Source organism: Micromonospora citrea, assembly GCF_900090315.1.
Classification (GTDB): Bacteria; Actinomycetota; Actinomycetes; order Mycobacteriales; family Micromonosporaceae; genus Micromonospora; species Micromonospora citrea.
Genome location: NZ_FMHZ01000002.1, coordinates 7,110,188 through 7,124,015 on the forward strand (window position 1 = coordinate 7,110,188; position 13,828 = coordinate 7,124,015).

Consider the following 13,828-nt stretch of genomic DNA (forward strand, 5'->3'; position numbering starts at 1 on the left):
GGGTTCACCGGGCGGGCCGGGCACGTCGAGGCGATCATCGACCTGCTCAAGAAGGAACACGCGGTCGCGGTGGTCGGCCGGCGGGCCGTCGGCACCTCCGCCTGCGCCGTCCAGGCCGCCAACCTCTGCCGGGAGGACTTCCCCGACGGTCAGTATTACCTCGACCTGCGCCGGGGCGGCCGGCCGCACTCCGCGAGGCAGGTGCTCACCGCGCTGGCCCGGATCCTCGGCACCCGGCCGCCGGTGTCGGGCCGCGCCGACGACCTCGCCGACGCCGCCGACGAGCTGAGGGGGCAGCTCGACGGCCGGGAGATCCTGGTCGTGCTGGACAACGTGGACGATCCCGCCCAGGTCCGGCCGCTGCTGCCGCCGACCGCGCGGGCCTGCCGGTTGCTGCTGGTGGGCACGCCCGCGCTGGACGCCCTGGAGGGGTGGCGGCCCACGGCCTCGCCGAGCCGGACGCCGACGACGCGGTCGAGCTGTTCGCCGCCGCGGGCGCCGCCGCCCCCGTCGCCCGGCCGCACCGTCCTGATCCCCGCACCGACCCGGCCGTACGCGCGGTCGTCGAGCTGTGCGGCCGGCAGCCCCGCACGGTGGCGGAGCTGGGTCGGCGTACGGCGCAGCACGGCTGGCGGCACGCCGACGTGCTCGACGCGCTGCGCCGCGCCGTCGACACGCCCCCGCACCAGCACGTCGCCGCCTCCCCGGCGACCCAGTTGGTGACGGGGCGGGACACCGCCTACCACGCGCTGGGCGGCGAGGCGCGGCGGCTGTGGCGGTTGATGTCGCTCAGCCCGGTGCCGCTGGACCGGCCGACGATCGGGGCGCTGGCCGGCCGCCGCCCGGAGCGGGTGGCCGCGCTGCTGCACGAGCTGGCGGCCGGCGGGTTCGTGGCCGGTGCGCCCGGCGACCGTTACGAGGTGCGTCCGCTGCTGGCCCCGTACGCCCGGATGCACCTGCGCGACGCGGAGCCGGCGCGGCGGCGGGTGGCGGCGCAGGCGCGGCTCACCCGGCACCTGGCCCGCCGGGCCGAGCGGCACGCCGCGAGCCTGGCGGTGGCCGCCTCGCCGCCGGACCGGGAGCCCACCCTGGCCCTGGACGACGATCCGTACGGCTGGTTCGACCTGCACCAGGAGCTGCTGCTGGCGGTGGTGCGGGTGCCCGCGGGCGCCGCCGAAACCCTGCCGCGACGGGTGCGTCGCTGGTGGTTCCGGCTGGCGGTGGCGCTGTGCGGCTGGCTGGCGCACGCGGAGCGGCTCGGCGAGTGGGAGGAGGTGTGCCGCACGGTGCTCGCCACCCCCACGGCCGACGACCGGCCGGAGATCGCCGGCTGGGCGCACAACGAGTTGGGCGTGCTGCGCCGCCGCCGGGGCGACCCGCAGGGCGCGGCGACGGCGCTCAGCCTCGCGGTGGCGGAGCGGGGCCGGCGCGGCACCGCGCAGGCGCGGATGAACCTCGGCCTGGTGCTGCTGGATCTCGGTCAGCTCGACGACGCCGTGGAGCACCTGGAGCTGTCGCGGCGGCACCGCTCCGGCGCGGACCGGGCCGGGCACGCGTTGACCGACCTCGGGCTGGGCGCCGCCCGGCTGGCGCGGGGCGAGCTGGACTCCGCGCACCACCACCTGGTGCGGGCGGCGAACGCCTTCCGCGCGCTCGGCGACGCCCGCGGCTACGCGGCGGCCCTGACGAACCTGGTGCTGGTGCACGCCGGGCAGGGCGAGCACCTCGACGCGGCACAGTCGTGGCGGGCGGCGCTGCGCGAGTACGAGTCCGTGACCGACCCGTCGAACCGGCCGGCCGCGCTGCTCAACGCCGGGGCGGTGCTGCTGGCCTCCGCGCCGGGTCAGGCGCGGCAGGCGTACGAGCTGCTCGCGGAGAGCCGGCGGCTGCGCGACGACCGGCCGACGGCGGGGCTGGGCCGCACCCTGCTCTACCTCGGCGACGCGGCGGCTGCCCTGGGTGACGCCGCCGAGGCGCGACGGCACTGGGTGGACGCGGCCACCGTGTGCGAGGAGGCGCGCGACGCCGACGGTCAGGCCGCGGCGGACGCCCGCCTCGTCGGCGCCGACGCGCCCGCCTGAGCGGGGGCGCTCAGGGCTTGACCTGACCCGTCCGGGCGAGAATACTTAGGTTCATGCCTAAGCGATCTGGCGACGAGGGCGGGGAGGCCGGCGCGCGGCTCGACGACGTGTTCCACGCGCTGTCGGATCCCACCCGTCGCCAGGTCGTCGAGCGCCTCAGCCGGGGCCCGGCGACGACCAGCGAGCTGGCCCGCCCGTTCGACATGGCGCTGCCGTCGTTCACCCAGCACCTGCGCGTCCTCGAGCACGCCGGTCTGGTGACGTCGGAGAAGGCGGGGCGGGTGCGCACCTACCGGCTCGCACCCGGACCGCTCGACCGGGTCGACGCCTGGCTCGCCGAGCGGCGCGCGCTCTGGACCCGGCGCCTCGACCAACTCGACGCACTTCTCCACGACCTGAAGGAGCAGCAGGAATGATCGCGTACGACATGGATCCGAAGCTCGACCTCGTCCTGGAGCGCACGGTCGACGTCGCGCCCGAGCTCGTCTGGAAGGCCTGGACCACGCCCGAGTTGATCGTGCGATGGTTCGCCCCGAAGCCCTGGTCGACCTCGTCCTGCGAGATCGACCTGCGACCGGGCGGCAGGTTCGACACGGTGATGCGCTCGCCGGAGGGCGAGGAGTACCCGAGCAGCGGCTGCATCCTGGTGGTCGAGGAGAACCGGACGCTGGTCTTCACCTCCGCGCTGGCGTCGGGCTTCCGCCCGCAGAACACCGGGGACGGCTTCCCGTTCACCGCGGTCGTCAGCCTCGAACCTGCCGGCGCCGGCACGAGATACACCGCCACGGCGATCCACGCCGACGCCGCGGCCAGGAAGTCGCACGAGGAGATGGGCTTCGTCGAGGGCTGGGGCGCGGCGCTCGACCAACTGGTCGAGGTCGCCAGGTCCCTCTGACCCGGCGCGCCACCGCCGCCCCGGCCACCGCCCGGTGGCCGGGGCGGGGTGGGGCCGCCGACGCCGGACGCGATCTCGACCCGACGTCGGCTCGCCGTCCGCGCCGGCCTCGCCGCGTGCGGGCCGGAGCACCGAGACCGCCGGCCGGCCCGCCCTCATCGAGGCGGCGGGGGCGGTCACCCGGCCAGCGCGGCGGCGATCGCCTCGACGCCCTCCTCGATGTCGGAGACCGTGTTGGCCGCGTAGCCGAGGACCAGCCCCGGCGGGTGGGGGCGCTGGCAGTGCCAGGACAGCGGCTGCGCCTTCACCCCGCGCTCCAGGGCCCGCGCCGCCACCTCCGTGTCCGTGACCGCGCCGTCGAACGTGACCGTCAGGTGCAGCCCGGCCGCCGCCCCGTGCACCGTCGCCCCCGGCACGTGCCGGGCGATCGCGGCGACCATCGCGTCGCGCCGCCGGACGTGGCGTCGGCGCAGCAGCCGCAGCTGCCGCTCCAGCGCGCCCGAGGTCATCAGCTCGGCCAGCACCAGCTGCGGCAGCACCGCGTTGCCCAGGTCGGCGTTGCGCCTGGCCTCGACCACCGCGTCCCGGTGCCGCGCCGGGACCAGCAGCCAGCCGATCCGCAGGGCGGGCGCGAGCAGCTTCGACACGCTGCCGGCGTAGCAGACGTGGTCGGGCAGCATGGCCCGCAGGGCGGGCACGGGCGGCCGGTCGTAGCGGTGCTCGGCGTCGTAGTCGTCCTCGATGACCAGCCCGCCGGCCCGGGCCCACGCGGCGACGCGGCGGCGTCGTTCGCCGTCGAGCACCACGCCGGTCGGGAACTGGTGGGCCGGGGTGAGCAGCACCGCCGGCACGCCGCTGGCCGCCAGCTCGTCGACCCGCAGCCCGGCGTCGTCGACCGCGATCGGCGGGGTGGCGACCCGCCAGTTGTTCAGCTGTTGCCGCACGCCGAGCGAGCCCGGGTCCTCCACGGCGACGGTGTCGACGCCGGCCGGGCGCAGCGCCTGCGCGAGCAGCCCCAGCGCCTGGGAGACGCCCGTCGTGACGATCACCTCGGCGGGGTCGACGGCGATGCCCCGGCTGCGGGCGAGCCAGGCCGCGACGGCCCGCCGCAGCGCGGGCGCGCCGCGCGGGTCGCCGTAGCCGAAGTCCGACGCGGCCAGGCGCCGCAGCACGGCCCGCTCGGCGCGCAGCCAGTCCCCCCGGGGGAAGGCCGCCAGATCGGGTACGCCGGGCGTCAGGTCGATTCGCGCGGGCGCCGTGCGTACGGCGTCGAAGATCCCGGAGCCCGGGGCGCGCGGGAAGAGCGCGGCCGGTGGGGGCGCGGCGGTCGGGCCCGACCGTACGGGCGTCGCGGCCGGCGCGGCCACGACCACGGTGCCGGCGCGCCCCCGGCCGGCGACGTGGCCCTCCTCCACCATCCGTTGGTACGCCTCGACGACGACGCCCCGGGAGACGCCGAGGTCGGCGGCGAGCACCCGGGTGGCGGGCAGTCGGCCGCCGACGGGGAGCCGACCGTCGGCGATGGCCCGGCGGAGCTGGTCGGCGAGCCAGTCGGCGCGGCGGCCGGGCGGCGCGGTGGCGATGTCGAGGTGCAGGAAATCCGACCCGGCAGTTATGGACCCCTCGGCATCGCCTGGTTTGGCACTACGCATCGGACCATGCTGGCAGCAGAGTAGGAGACGTCGCCACACCCGCCCACCATCCGGAAAGGACGACGATGACCGTCGCGTTCCTGCTCACCTCCCTCCTCGTGGTCGCCACCCCCGGCACCGGCACGATCTACACACTCGCCGCCGGCCTGGGCCGGGGTCCCCGGGCGGGCCTGCTCGCCGCCGTCGGCTGCACCCTGGGCGTCGTCCCGCACCTGGCGGCGGCGGTCACCGGCCTGGCCGCGCTGCTGCACTCCAGCGCGATGGCGTTCCAGGTGCTCAAGTACGGCGGGGTGGCCTACCTGCTCTACCTCGCCTGGATGACGCTGCGGGACCGCGACGGGTTCACGATCGACACGGCCGCACCCGCGCCCTCGCCCGCCCGGGTGATCGCGGTCGCGGTCCTGTCGAACCTGCTCAACCCGAAGCTGACCATGTTCTTCCTCGCCTTCCTGCCGCAGTTCGTGCGACCGGGCGCACCCGACCAGCTCACCCGGATGCTGTTCCTCGGCGCGGTGTTCATGCTGCTCACCCTCGTGGTGCTCGCCGCCTACGGGATGCTCGCCGGCGCCGTGCGCGACCGGGTGCTGGCCCGGCCGGCCGTGACCCGCTGGCTGCGCCGGGGCTTCGCCGGTTCGTTCGTCGGGCTCGGGCTGCTGCTGGCCCGCGCCGAGGCCTGAGATGAGGGACACCACCGTGCACTTCCGACACTCCCCCGAGATCTGGACCGCGCACCCCGGGCTCGTCGCCGGCGTCCTGTACGCCGAGGGCGTCGGCGGCGCGCCCCGCGCCGCGCTGCCCCTCGACGAGCTGCACGCGGTGGCGCGGGAGCGGCTCGCCGGAGGCACCGAGGCGGGCTTCCCGGAGATCCAGGCGTGGCGACGGACGTTCGCCCGGACGGGGCTGGCCCCGACGAGATACCGCTGCGCGGCGGAGTCGCTGCTGCGGCGGCTGCGCACCGAGGGCCGACTGCCCGAGGTGCACCCGCTGGTCAACCTGGGCAACGCCGTCTCGGCCGCGTACGCCATCCCGGTCGGGATCTTCGACGCGACGCGGATCGGCGGCGGGCTCGAGGTACGGCCGGCGCGGGGCGACGAGCGCTACCTGACGTTCGGCGGTGCCGAGGAGCGCCCCGACCCGGGCGAGGTGATCTTCGCGGATCCGCGGGGGCGGGCGCACGCCCGGCGCTGGACCAACCGGCAGAGCGGCTGGTCGGCCGTGCGCGAGGACACCGAGACCGTCCTGGTGGTGGTCGAGGCGATGCACGACTCGGCCGACCGGGACGTGCCGCGCCTGCTGGCCACCCTCGCCGACGCCCTGGCCACCGGCTGGTCGGCGACGTGCCGCACCAGGCTGCTGACCGCGACGTCGCCCGGCTTCGACCCTCAGATGCCGGACGAGTCGGTCGGCACGCCCGCCGGCAGGGTGGGCGCCCCGGCCAGCGGGGTGTCGGTGCGGCAGGACAGCCCCACCGTGTAGGCGGTCATCGACAGCGAGCCGTGGGCGTACCCGTCCACCAGCACCTCCGAGCCTCCGCCGGCCGCGCCGGCGAGGCCGGCCAGGTAGAGCAGCGGGATGAAGTGGTCGGGCGTGACCATCCGGACACGGTCGGTGGCGGCGGCTCGGCCGGCCGCGTGGCGGGCCCGCTGCGGTGTCGGCGCGGGGCCGCCGGTCAGCTCGGCAACTCGCGCCAGGCCGGGTTCTCGCCGCGCCAGGCGCCGGCGAGAATGACCGCCGAGGCCCGGCCGGGGCACTCCTGCACGCGGGAGCGGCCGGACGCGCCGCCGATCTGCACCTGCACGTCCCAGCGCTGCCCGTCGGTGCGGATGTACACGTCGCGGCGCCCACGCTGGGACGTGTCGCCGTTCCACCAGTGCTTCTCGACCCTCACCCGCCGACCGTATAGCAATTCCCACGCGGACGGCACAGCGCGGGCGACGCCTTTACCGGACCGACACCCTCGGCGGTGGTCCGTCGGAGGCGCCACGGCGCCGGACGGGCGGCGGCGCCCGCGCCCGGCGCGCCGCACCCGGCCCGCCCGCCGGGGCGCGTGCGGCGCGGCCGGCTCGCCGCCCGACCCCCGCCCGATCCGGCCGAGGTGCCCGCCGGGCGGACGGGCGCGCCCGTCAGACGGACTCGCCCGCCGCCAGGAAGCGGTAGCCGGGCACGGTCTCGGCGAACCAGCCGTTGACGCTGGCCAGCCCGCGCTCGTTGAGCTGGGCGTCGTGGATCGGGACGACCCGGCCCGCCCCGGCGGCGCGGGCGAAGTCGATGGCCTCGGTGAGCTTCAGCCAGGACGCCTGGGCCGGGACGAGCAGGGTGCGCACCGGCCGGTCCGGCGGGTGCAGCGAGTCGCCCGGGTGGTAGACCTCGTCGGCCACGACGTATCCGAGGTTGGCGCAGTCGGGTTTGCCGTCGTGGATGGTGGCATGCCGGCCGCCGAGCGCGGTCACGGCGAGGCCGGCGGCGGTGAACCGCTGCCCGGCGCGCACCCGGGTCACGGGCAGCGGGGCGAGATCGGGCAGCGCCGCGCCCTCGGGCGCGAAGACCGGCACCCCGAGGCCGGCCAACCGGAGCACGTCGACATGGTCGGTGTGCTCGTGGGTGACCAGCACGGCGTCCGCGCCGGCGAGGGCGCGCGGCTCGCTCCACGTGCCCGGGTCGACGACCAGCACGCCGCCGTCGTGCTCCAGCCGGACGCAGGAGTGGGTGAACTTGGTGACCCGCACCCGCCGACCGTACGCCGACGGCCCACGCCCGTCAGCCCTCCCGGCCCTCGCCGGTGATCCGGTCGAACTCGTCGGGGCCGATCTCGCCCTCGCGCAGCCGGCGGGCGTTCGCGGCGAACCGGCCGATCGCCCGGCCCCGCACCGCCGCGCCCGGATCCGGCTCGTCGTCCGGGTCGAGGTCGGCGCACTCGTCGGCGACCTGCCGGGGGTCGTCGGGATCCGGGGACTCGCCGTGCAGCCGCCGCAGCGCCGCGCGCAGCCGCGCGTCCGCGGCCTCGCTCGTGCCCCAGGCCCGGGCCAGCTCGACGGTGCGGCCGAGCGTGCCCTCGCCGGCCTTCTCCTCCCGCAGGGTGGCCCGCATCATCCGGAGGAACCGTACGGTGGTCGCGTCCGAGTCGTCCATGATCATGCCGGCAGGGTAGCGGGGGCGTGCGACACGTTCAGTCGTGGCCGGCGTGCTCGGCGGGCGCCGGTGGTCGACCGGCCCGCTGACCCGGCTCCACCACCACGAACTGGCCCATCATCCCGGCGTCCTCGTGGTAGAGCAGGTGACAGTGGAACATGTACGGCACGTTCGGGTCACTGTGGTCGGTGAGACGCAGGATCAGCCGGACGGGCCGCTGCGGCGCGAGGTAGACGGTGTCCTTCCAGCCGCCCAGCGCGGGCGGCGGCGCCTGCCCGCCGACCGAGAGCACCTGGAACTGCACGTCGTGCACGTGGAAGTTGTGCGGGGCGCCGTCGGAGTTGACGACCTCCCAGACCTCGGTGGTGTCCCTGGTGGCCGCGAAGTCGATCCGGTCCATCCGCATGGAGCGGCCGTTGATGGCGCGGCCCGCGAGGGTGAACCGTCGGGTCTGCCCGGCGGAGGCCGGGTCCAGCCGGTCGAGGGGCACGAGCGTGTCGGGCACCGGCGGTGACGCCGCGAGGGTGCCGGCGGCGCGCAGTTGCAGGACGTCGAAGCGGTCCGCCCCGCCGGCGAACCGGTCGGCCAGCGCGCCGGCGCCGAGGTCGGGCGGGAAGCTGCGCAGGGTCACCCGCTCCCCCGGGCGGACGTCCACCACGATCTCCGCCCGTTCGCCCGGGGAGAGCTGCACCCGGTCGACCCGCGCGGTACGGGGCAGCAGCCCGCCGTCGCTGCCGATCAGTGCGAACGGCCGCCCGTCGGACAGGCCGAAGTCGTACGCGCGGGCGGTGGAGCCGTTGAGCAGGCGCAGCCGGACCCGTTCGGTGGTGACGTCCAGGTACGGCCCGACGGTGCCGTTGACCAGCAGCGTGTCGCCGAGCACCCCGATGCCCGCGATCATGTTGCGGGTCTTCTTGAACTGGCCGCTGCGGGAGAAGTTGCGGTCCTGCACGATCACCGGGACGTCGTCCACGCCGTACCGGCGGGGCAGCGGCAGGGCCGCCTCCCGGTCGTCGTCGACGATGAACATGCCGGCGAGCCCCCGGTAGACGTGCTCCTCGGTGGCGCCGTGCGGGTGCGGGTGGTACCAGAGGGTGGCGGCCGGCTGGTCCACCGTCCAGGTCGGCGACCAGGTGGCGCCGGGCCGGATCGGCTGGTGCGGGCCGCCGTCCATCCGGGCCGGCAGGTGCATGCCGTGCCAGTGCACGCTGGTCGCCTCGGCGAGCCTGTTGACCACGTTCACGACCACGCGCTCGCCGCGCCCGGCCCGCAGGGTCGGCCCGAGGAAGTCGCCGTCGAAGCCGGCCGTGCGGGTGAGCCGGCCGTCGCCGCGGAAGTCCCGCCGCCCCTCGCGCGCGAGCAGGTCGAACACCCGCCGCCCCTGACCGTCGACCCGCGAGGTCGCCAGCGGTGGTACGGCCAGGGGGCGGACGAAGTCGACCTGCCCGACGGTGTCGGTGCCGCCGCGGGCCAGGGCCCAGCCACCCACGGCGGCCCCTCCGCAGCAGAGTACGAGCACCACGGCGAGCACACCGACGAGGACGCGGGCCGGGGATCGTCGTCGGGTGGGCACGTCGGCACCTCCAGTAGGGTCGGTACCTGTAGCGTGCCTTCCTATCCGGGCGCCGGCCAGCGGACCGGGCGGATCTCCGGGGTGACTCCGGGACTTCCCCGACCGCCACGGCCCCACACCCCCGGGGCGACCGGCTACCGGCCGACCCGGGACGTCGCGGCGGCCGCCACGATCGCGTCCTGCTCCGCGTCGTCGAGCAGGCCGGACGCCACGAGCCCGTCGGTCACCGAGGCGACGTGCGCGACGAACGCGCCGTGGCCGTCCCAGCGAGCCTCGTCGCGGATCAGGTCGTTGACCGTGCAGCCGTTCTCGGCGTACCGGTTGGGCACCGTGGTCCCGGCGCCCGCGTACACGTGGGGACGCAGGTCGGAGCGGGGGCAGGCGTCCACCTCGGGGACGTACCGCAGCAGGTGCGAGCCGTACTGGACCGCCCGGTTGGGCGCCTTGACCCCGTTACGGAACCACAGGTTGCCCTCGCCGTCCTGGGTCAGCCGGTAGGTCTGCGCGTCCCGGATCACCCGCACCGCCTTCGACAGCGGATCGATCTTGAGCAGGTAGCCGTCGAGCGAGGCGTAGACGTGCTCGTCGGCGGCGCTGACGACGAGCTCGTCGGCCACCCCGGAGGAGCCGCCCGGCACGTCGAAGCGGTGCGTCACCGCGCCGGACGCCGGGTCGAGCACGAAGACCTCGCCGTCGGCGAGACCCCAGACCATGCCGTCCGGCCCGGCGACGACCGAGGTGATCGCGTCGGCGCCCGGCACCGGGGTGTACTCGGCCGTCTTCTCGCCGGTCACCAGGTCGGCCGCGAACACCTTCGCCTCGGCGGCCCGGGGCGTGGTGCCCCCGCCGCCGCCGATCGTGGTGCCGGCCCAGAGCCGGTCGCCGACCACGGCCAGGCTGATCACGCCCTGGTCGGCGACGATGTTCCGGCGCGTGACGCGGGCCCCGGTCGCGGTGTCGTACACGGTCAGCGCGCCGCCCCACAGGCCGTAGTCGGGCGTGCTGCCGACGTAGACCCGGCTGCCGGCGGAGGCGAAGGCGATCGGCCGGTTCTGACCCTCGGGCTGCAGCCGGAACAGCTCGCGCGGGTTGGTGCCCAGCCGGTAGGGCCGGGTCGGGTCGTAGACGAGCACCCCGCCGTACGGGTAGACGCCCTGGTACATCTTCCCGCCGTGCCAGCCGAACCCGTCGGCCTGCCCGAGCCGGCCGACGTTGGCCGCGGCGCCGGTGGCCGGGTCGAGGACCGCCAGGTTGCCGTTGATGTAGAGGTTGGTCCAGATCCGACCGTCCGGGCCGGCGGTGATGTTGTTGATGTCCAGCGCCTGCGGCGGGAACGGCAGCCGGTAGCGCTCGCTGGCCCCGGTGGCGGGGTCGTACCGCAGGGCCTGTCCGCCGTAGTTGCCGATCACGGCGTGGAGCCGGCCGTCGAGGAAGCCGAACCCGATGCCCGCGCCGTCGCTGAGCACCGGCTCGCCGGCGGCGTCGCGCACCGGCCCGACGGTGTCGGTCGGCAGGTCGTAGCGCCACAGCTCGACGCCGGAGGTGAAGTAGACCGACCGGCCGTCGGGGGCGAGCGGCGAGGTGCCCCGCGAGCCCATGGTGAAGCCCTCGGCCAGGACGGCACCGGTGTCGGGGTGCAGGACGAGAGCCTGGAGCTTGTTGCGCTTGACGAAGAGCTTCCCGCCGACGAGGTCGATGTCGTACGGGTAGTTGGCGTCGCCGCGCAGCGCCTCCGGCCAGATGTCGCGCTTCTCCCCGGTGGTCAGGTCGAGGCGGACGAGGTGGCCGGCCGTGCCGACGGCCGCCCAGAGCACGTTCCGCGCGGCGTCCACCGCCACGTCCCGGACGTACTGCTCGCCGGCGTACATCCGGCCGTGGTCGCGGAACCCCTCGCCGGGGGCGTACGAGAAGACGTGCGCCCCGGGGTAGGTGCCGCCGTAGATCCGGCCGTCCGCGCCGGGACGCAGTCCGTAGAGGACGGTCTGCCCCGGCACCGGCGCGCCCAGGTCGACGGTGGCCCGGGTGTCCGGGTCGTACGCGTAGAGGTGGGCGTTGGGGTAGCTGCCGGCGTACACGGTGCCGTCGGCGGTCTGGGTGATCCCCCAGGCGCCGGAGGAGTCGGGCAGGTAGGCGGTGTCGAGCAGTTCCCGGGTCACCGGGTCGGTCACGCTGAGCACCCCGGGCGAGCCCATCTGGACCCCGTAGACGACCGGGCGGCCGGCGGCGCCGGTGCCGTAGTGGGCCTCGAAGACGGTGAGGGCGGTCTGCTGGACCCCGAAGTCGGTGACGGCGCCGGGCGCGGGGGCGGCCGGCGTGGCGGCGGCAGGGCCGGGCAGCAGTGCGACGGCCAGCGAGAGGACGACGGCGGGCACGAGGGGACGACGTAACGGCGACAAGGCGCGACCTCCACGTTCGACAATGCCGGCACATTATTACGGTGGCGACCGGAATTCCAGAGGTCGCCATGTATGTCCGCGTAACGGGTGCAAGTTGGCCGCGAAGCCTCGACAGGAGCCGTGGCACGTGATGGGCTGTGCCGGTTAAAGCCCTGACCGAAACACGAGAATGGAGGTTGCGTTGCGACGTACCGCGCTCACCGCGGCCCTGCTGCTGGTCGCCGCCACCCTGGCGGTCCCGGCGGGGCCCGCCCACGCCGAGGCCCCACCGCCCGGCACCGTCACCGCCCTCGGGCCTGCCTCCGAGGTCACCTCGGTCAACGGCTCCGAGCTGATCGACGGGACGATCTACACCGCGACCGGCGGCGTGACCCCCGTCGTGGTCGGCGGCTACGACCTGGCCGAGCAACGGGTGAACCAGCGCTACGAGCTGCCCACCGGCGGCGGCGCCTGGGCCACCACGGCCGTCGGCACCGACCTGTACGTCGGCACCTACGAGCCGGGTGACCTGTACCGGATCGACACCACCGGCACCGGGGTGACCAAGGTCGCGGACGTCTCCCCGGACCGGTACATCTGGGCCCTGGACACCGCGCCCGACGGCGTCGTCTACGGCGGCACCTACCCCGGCGGGCGGGTCTTCTCCTACGACCCGGCCACCGGCGCCACCCGCGACTACGGCGTCGCGGTCCCCGGCGAGCAGTACGTGCGCAGCATCGCCGTCGACGCGACCACCATCTACGCCGGGGTCGGCGCGCACGCCCACCTGATCGCGATCGACCGGGCGACCGGCGCCAAGCGGGACATCCTGCCGCCCGAGTACGCCGACCGCACCTTCGTCGGCACCCTCGCCCTGGAGAACGGGCTGCTCGCCGCCGCCCTCTCCCCCACCGGCACGATGCTGCTGATCGACACCGCGAACCCGTCCCGGTACGAGGTGGTGCAGACGCCGGACAGCTTCATCACCGCCATCGCCGTCGACCCGGCGCGCGACGACGTCTACCTCGGCACCCGCCCGTCCGGCACCCTGCGGAAGTACGACCGGGACACCGGGCAGCTCAGCACCCTCGCGGTGCCCTACGACGGCGCCTCCTTCGGCCGGATCTTCGTCACCGGCGACCAGTTACGCGGCGTCGTCACCAACACCGTGGTCACCTACGACCTGGACACCGGGCAGCTGACCGGCGTCGACCTCACGCAGGCCGGCATGCCGCCGGCGCCGGAGCTGGCCATGGCGATCGCCACCGACGGCCCCCGGGTGTACGTCTCCGGCAAGGCCGGCGTGCAGGTGCACGACCTGGCGGCGGGCACCTCCACCCGCCGGTTCCTGCCCGGCGAGGCGAAGGCGATGACACCGGTCGCCGGCGAGATCTGGATGTCGGTCTACACCCTGGCGTACCTGTTCCGGATGGCGCCCGACGGCGACCCGCGCCGGGTCGCCGCGATCGGGGCCGAGCAGACCCGGCCGCTGGACGCCACCTGGTCCCCCGCCGACCGGCTGCTCGTCGTCGGCACCGAGCCGGACTACGGCCGCCACGGCGGCGCGGTCAGCCTCTATGATCCCCGCACCGGGGCGCTGAGCGTGCACCGCGACGTCGTCGCCGACCAGTCGATCCGGTCGGTGGCGGTGAAGCACGGCACCGCCTACCTCGGCAGCAGCGTCAACGGCGGCTTCGGCACCACGCCCCGGGCCACCGAGGCGCGGCTCGCCGGGTTCGACCTCGCCACCCGGACGAAGACCTGGGAGATCACCCCGGTCCCCGGCGCGAAGCAGATCGTCGATCTGGTCGCCACCGGCGACCGGATCATCGGCCTCACCGAGACCGGCGTGCTCTTCGCCGTCGACCGGCGCACCCGGAAGGTCGTGTCGTCCACCGCCGTCGCCCCGGGACAGAGCACCCTGGCGCAGGTCGGCTCGACGATCTACGGCACCAACGGTAGGGACGTCTGGCGGCTCGACCCGGCGACGATGACGGTCACGCCGTTCGTCACCGGCCTGAACGCCCAGTGGTACGGCGGCGGCGCCCTGCTCGCCGCCGCGCCGGACGGCTCGGCGCTCTACGCGCTGCGCGGCCGCGACCTGGTCCGCGTCCAGCTCTAGT

Annotated in this window: 13 protein-coding genes; 6 read left to right on the plus strand and 7 right to left on the minus strand. The window is 75.5% G+C overall.

Features of this window, described 5'->3' with window-relative positions; translation table 11 throughout:
- Positions 1-593 precede the first annotated feature (593 nt).
- The 3 genes from GA0070606_RS31605 to GA0070606_RS31615 are packed head-to-tail and all read left to right on the plus strand — an operon-like array spanning position 594 to position 2,976.
- Positions 594-2,081: a tetratricopeptide repeat protein gene (locus tag GA0070606_RS31605; protein WP_091107041.1), complete on the plus strand. Its 1,488-nt coding sequence runs from the start codon at positions 594-596 to the stop codon at positions 2,079-2,081.
- 53 nt (positions 2,082-2,134) lie between these two features.
- On the plus strand, positions 2,135-2,497 hold the full coding sequence (locus GA0070606_RS31610) for an ArsR/SmtB family transcription factor (RefSeq protein ID WP_091107043.1): 363 nt from the start codon (positions 2,135-2,137) through the stop codon (positions 2,495-2,497).
- Positions 2,494-2,976: an SRPBCC family protein gene (locus GA0070606_RS31615; protein ID WP_091107045.1), complete on the plus strand. Its 483-nt coding sequence runs from the start codon at positions 2,494-2,496 to the stop codon at positions 2,974-2,976. The genes GA0070606_RS31610 and GA0070606_RS31615 overlap by 4 nt, the downstream gene beginning before the upstream one ends.
- A gap of 176 nt (positions 2,977-3,152) precedes the next feature.
- Here GA0070606_RS31615 and pdxR read toward each other — a convergent pair whose 3' ends face one another.
- The gene (gene pdxR, locus GA0070606_RS31620) at positions 3,153-4,628 is read right to left on the minus strand and encodes a MocR-like pyridoxine biosynthesis transcription factor PdxR (RefSeq protein WP_176737495.1); all 1,476 of its coding nucleotides are present in this window, start codon (positions 4,626-4,628) and stop codon (positions 3,153-3,155) included.
- 65 nt (positions 4,629-4,693) lie between these two features.
- Between pdxR and GA0070606_RS31625 the strand changes: the two genes are divergently transcribed.
- Both GA0070606_RS31625 and GA0070606_RS31630 read left to right on the plus strand, forming a co-directional pair.
- A complete protein-coding gene (locus GA0070606_RS31625; RefSeq protein ID WP_091107047.1) occupies positions 4,694-5,305 on the plus strand; it encodes a LysE family translocator in 612 nt (203 codons plus the stop codon).
- 1 nt (position 5,306) lies between these two features.
- Positions 5,307-6,104 (plus strand): B3/B4 domain-containing protein, encoded by a 798-nt coding sequence (locus GA0070606_RS31630; RefSeq protein WP_245724893.1) that lies wholly within the window; start codon positions 5,307-5,309, stop codon positions 6,102-6,104.
- On the opposite strand, the gene GA0070606_RS31635 is transcribed toward GA0070606_RS31630, so the two are convergent.
- From GA0070606_RS31635 to GA0070606_RS31660, 6 genes are all read right to left on the minus strand, one after another.
- Complete coding sequence (locus GA0070606_RS31635) at positions 6,011-6,223, minus strand: hypothetical protein (RefSeq protein WP_218106116.1); 213 nt, start codon at positions 6,221-6,223, stop codon at positions 6,011-6,013. The genes GA0070606_RS31630 and GA0070606_RS31635 overlap by 94 nt on opposite strands.
- A gap of 74 nt (positions 6,224-6,297) precedes the next feature.
- On the minus strand, positions 6,298-6,516 hold the full coding sequence (locus GA0070606_RS31640) for a hypothetical protein (RefSeq protein WP_091107049.1): 219 nt from the start codon (positions 6,514-6,516) through the stop codon (positions 6,298-6,300).
- Between the two features lie 235 nt (positions 6,517-6,751).
- Positions 6,752-7,354: an MBL fold metallo-hydrolase gene (locus tag GA0070606_RS31645; protein WP_091107051.1), complete on the minus strand. Its 603-nt coding sequence runs from the start codon at positions 7,352-7,354 to the stop codon at positions 6,752-6,754.
- Positions 7,355-7,385: 31 nt separating this feature from the next.
- Entirely contained in the window at positions 7,386-7,763 is a 378-nt protein-coding gene (locus GA0070606_RS31650; RefSeq protein ID WP_091107053.1) for a hypothetical protein, read from the minus strand.
- 31 nt (positions 7,764-7,794) lie between these two features.
- Positions 7,795-9,330, minus strand: coding sequence for a multicopper oxidase family protein (locus GA0070606_RS31655; RefSeq protein ID WP_218106117.1), 1,536 nt, complete (start codon positions 9,328-9,330; stop codon positions 7,795-7,797).
- A gap of 134 nt (positions 9,331-9,464) precedes the next feature.
- The gene (locus tag GA0070606_RS31660) at positions 9,465-11,702 is read right to left on the minus strand and encodes a PQQ-binding-like beta-propeller repeat protein (RefSeq protein ID WP_091107057.1); all 2,238 of its coding nucleotides are present in this window, start codon (positions 11,700-11,702) and stop codon (positions 9,465-9,467) included.
- Between the two features lie 205 nt (positions 11,703-11,907).
- Between GA0070606_RS31660 and GA0070606_RS31665 the strand changes: the two genes are divergently transcribed.
- The gene (locus tag GA0070606_RS31665; RefSeq protein ID WP_091107059.1) at positions 11,908-13,827 is read left to right on the plus strand and encodes an NHL repeat-containing protein; all 1,920 of its coding nucleotides are present in this window, start codon (positions 11,908-11,910) and stop codon (positions 13,825-13,827) included.
- The last annotated feature ends 1 nt before the right edge of the window (position 13,828 follow it).

Bases quoted from the DNA above. Each gene is read 5' to 3' on its own strand.
- GA0070606_RS31610 (WP_091107043.1), top strand. From the start codon at position 2,135: ATGCCTAAGCGATCTGGCGACGAGGGCGGGGAGGCCGGCGCGCGGCTC.
- GA0070606_RS31615 (WP_091107045.1), top strand. From the start codon at position 2,494: ATGATCGCGTACGACATGGATCCGAAGCTCGACCTCGTCCTGGAGCGC.
- pdxR (WP_176737495.1), bottom strand. From the start codon at position 4,628: ATGCGTAGTGCCAAACCAGGCGATGCCGAGGGGTCCATAACTGCCGGG.
- GA0070606_RS31625 (WP_091107047.1), top strand. From the start codon at position 4,694: ATGACCGTCGCGTTCCTGCTCACCTCCCTCCTCGTGGTCGCCACCCCC.
- GA0070606_RS31630 (WP_245724893.1), top strand. From the start codon at position 5,307: ATGAGGGACACCACCGTGCACTTCCGACACTCCCCCGAGATCTGGACC.
- GA0070606_RS31635 (WP_218106116.1), bottom strand. From the start codon at position 6,223: ATGGTCACGCCCGACCACTTCATCCCGCTGCTCTACCTGGCCGGCCTC.
- GA0070606_RS31650 (WP_091107053.1), bottom strand. From the start codon at position 7,763: ATGATCATGGACGACTCGGACGCGACCACCGTACGGTTCCTCCGGATG.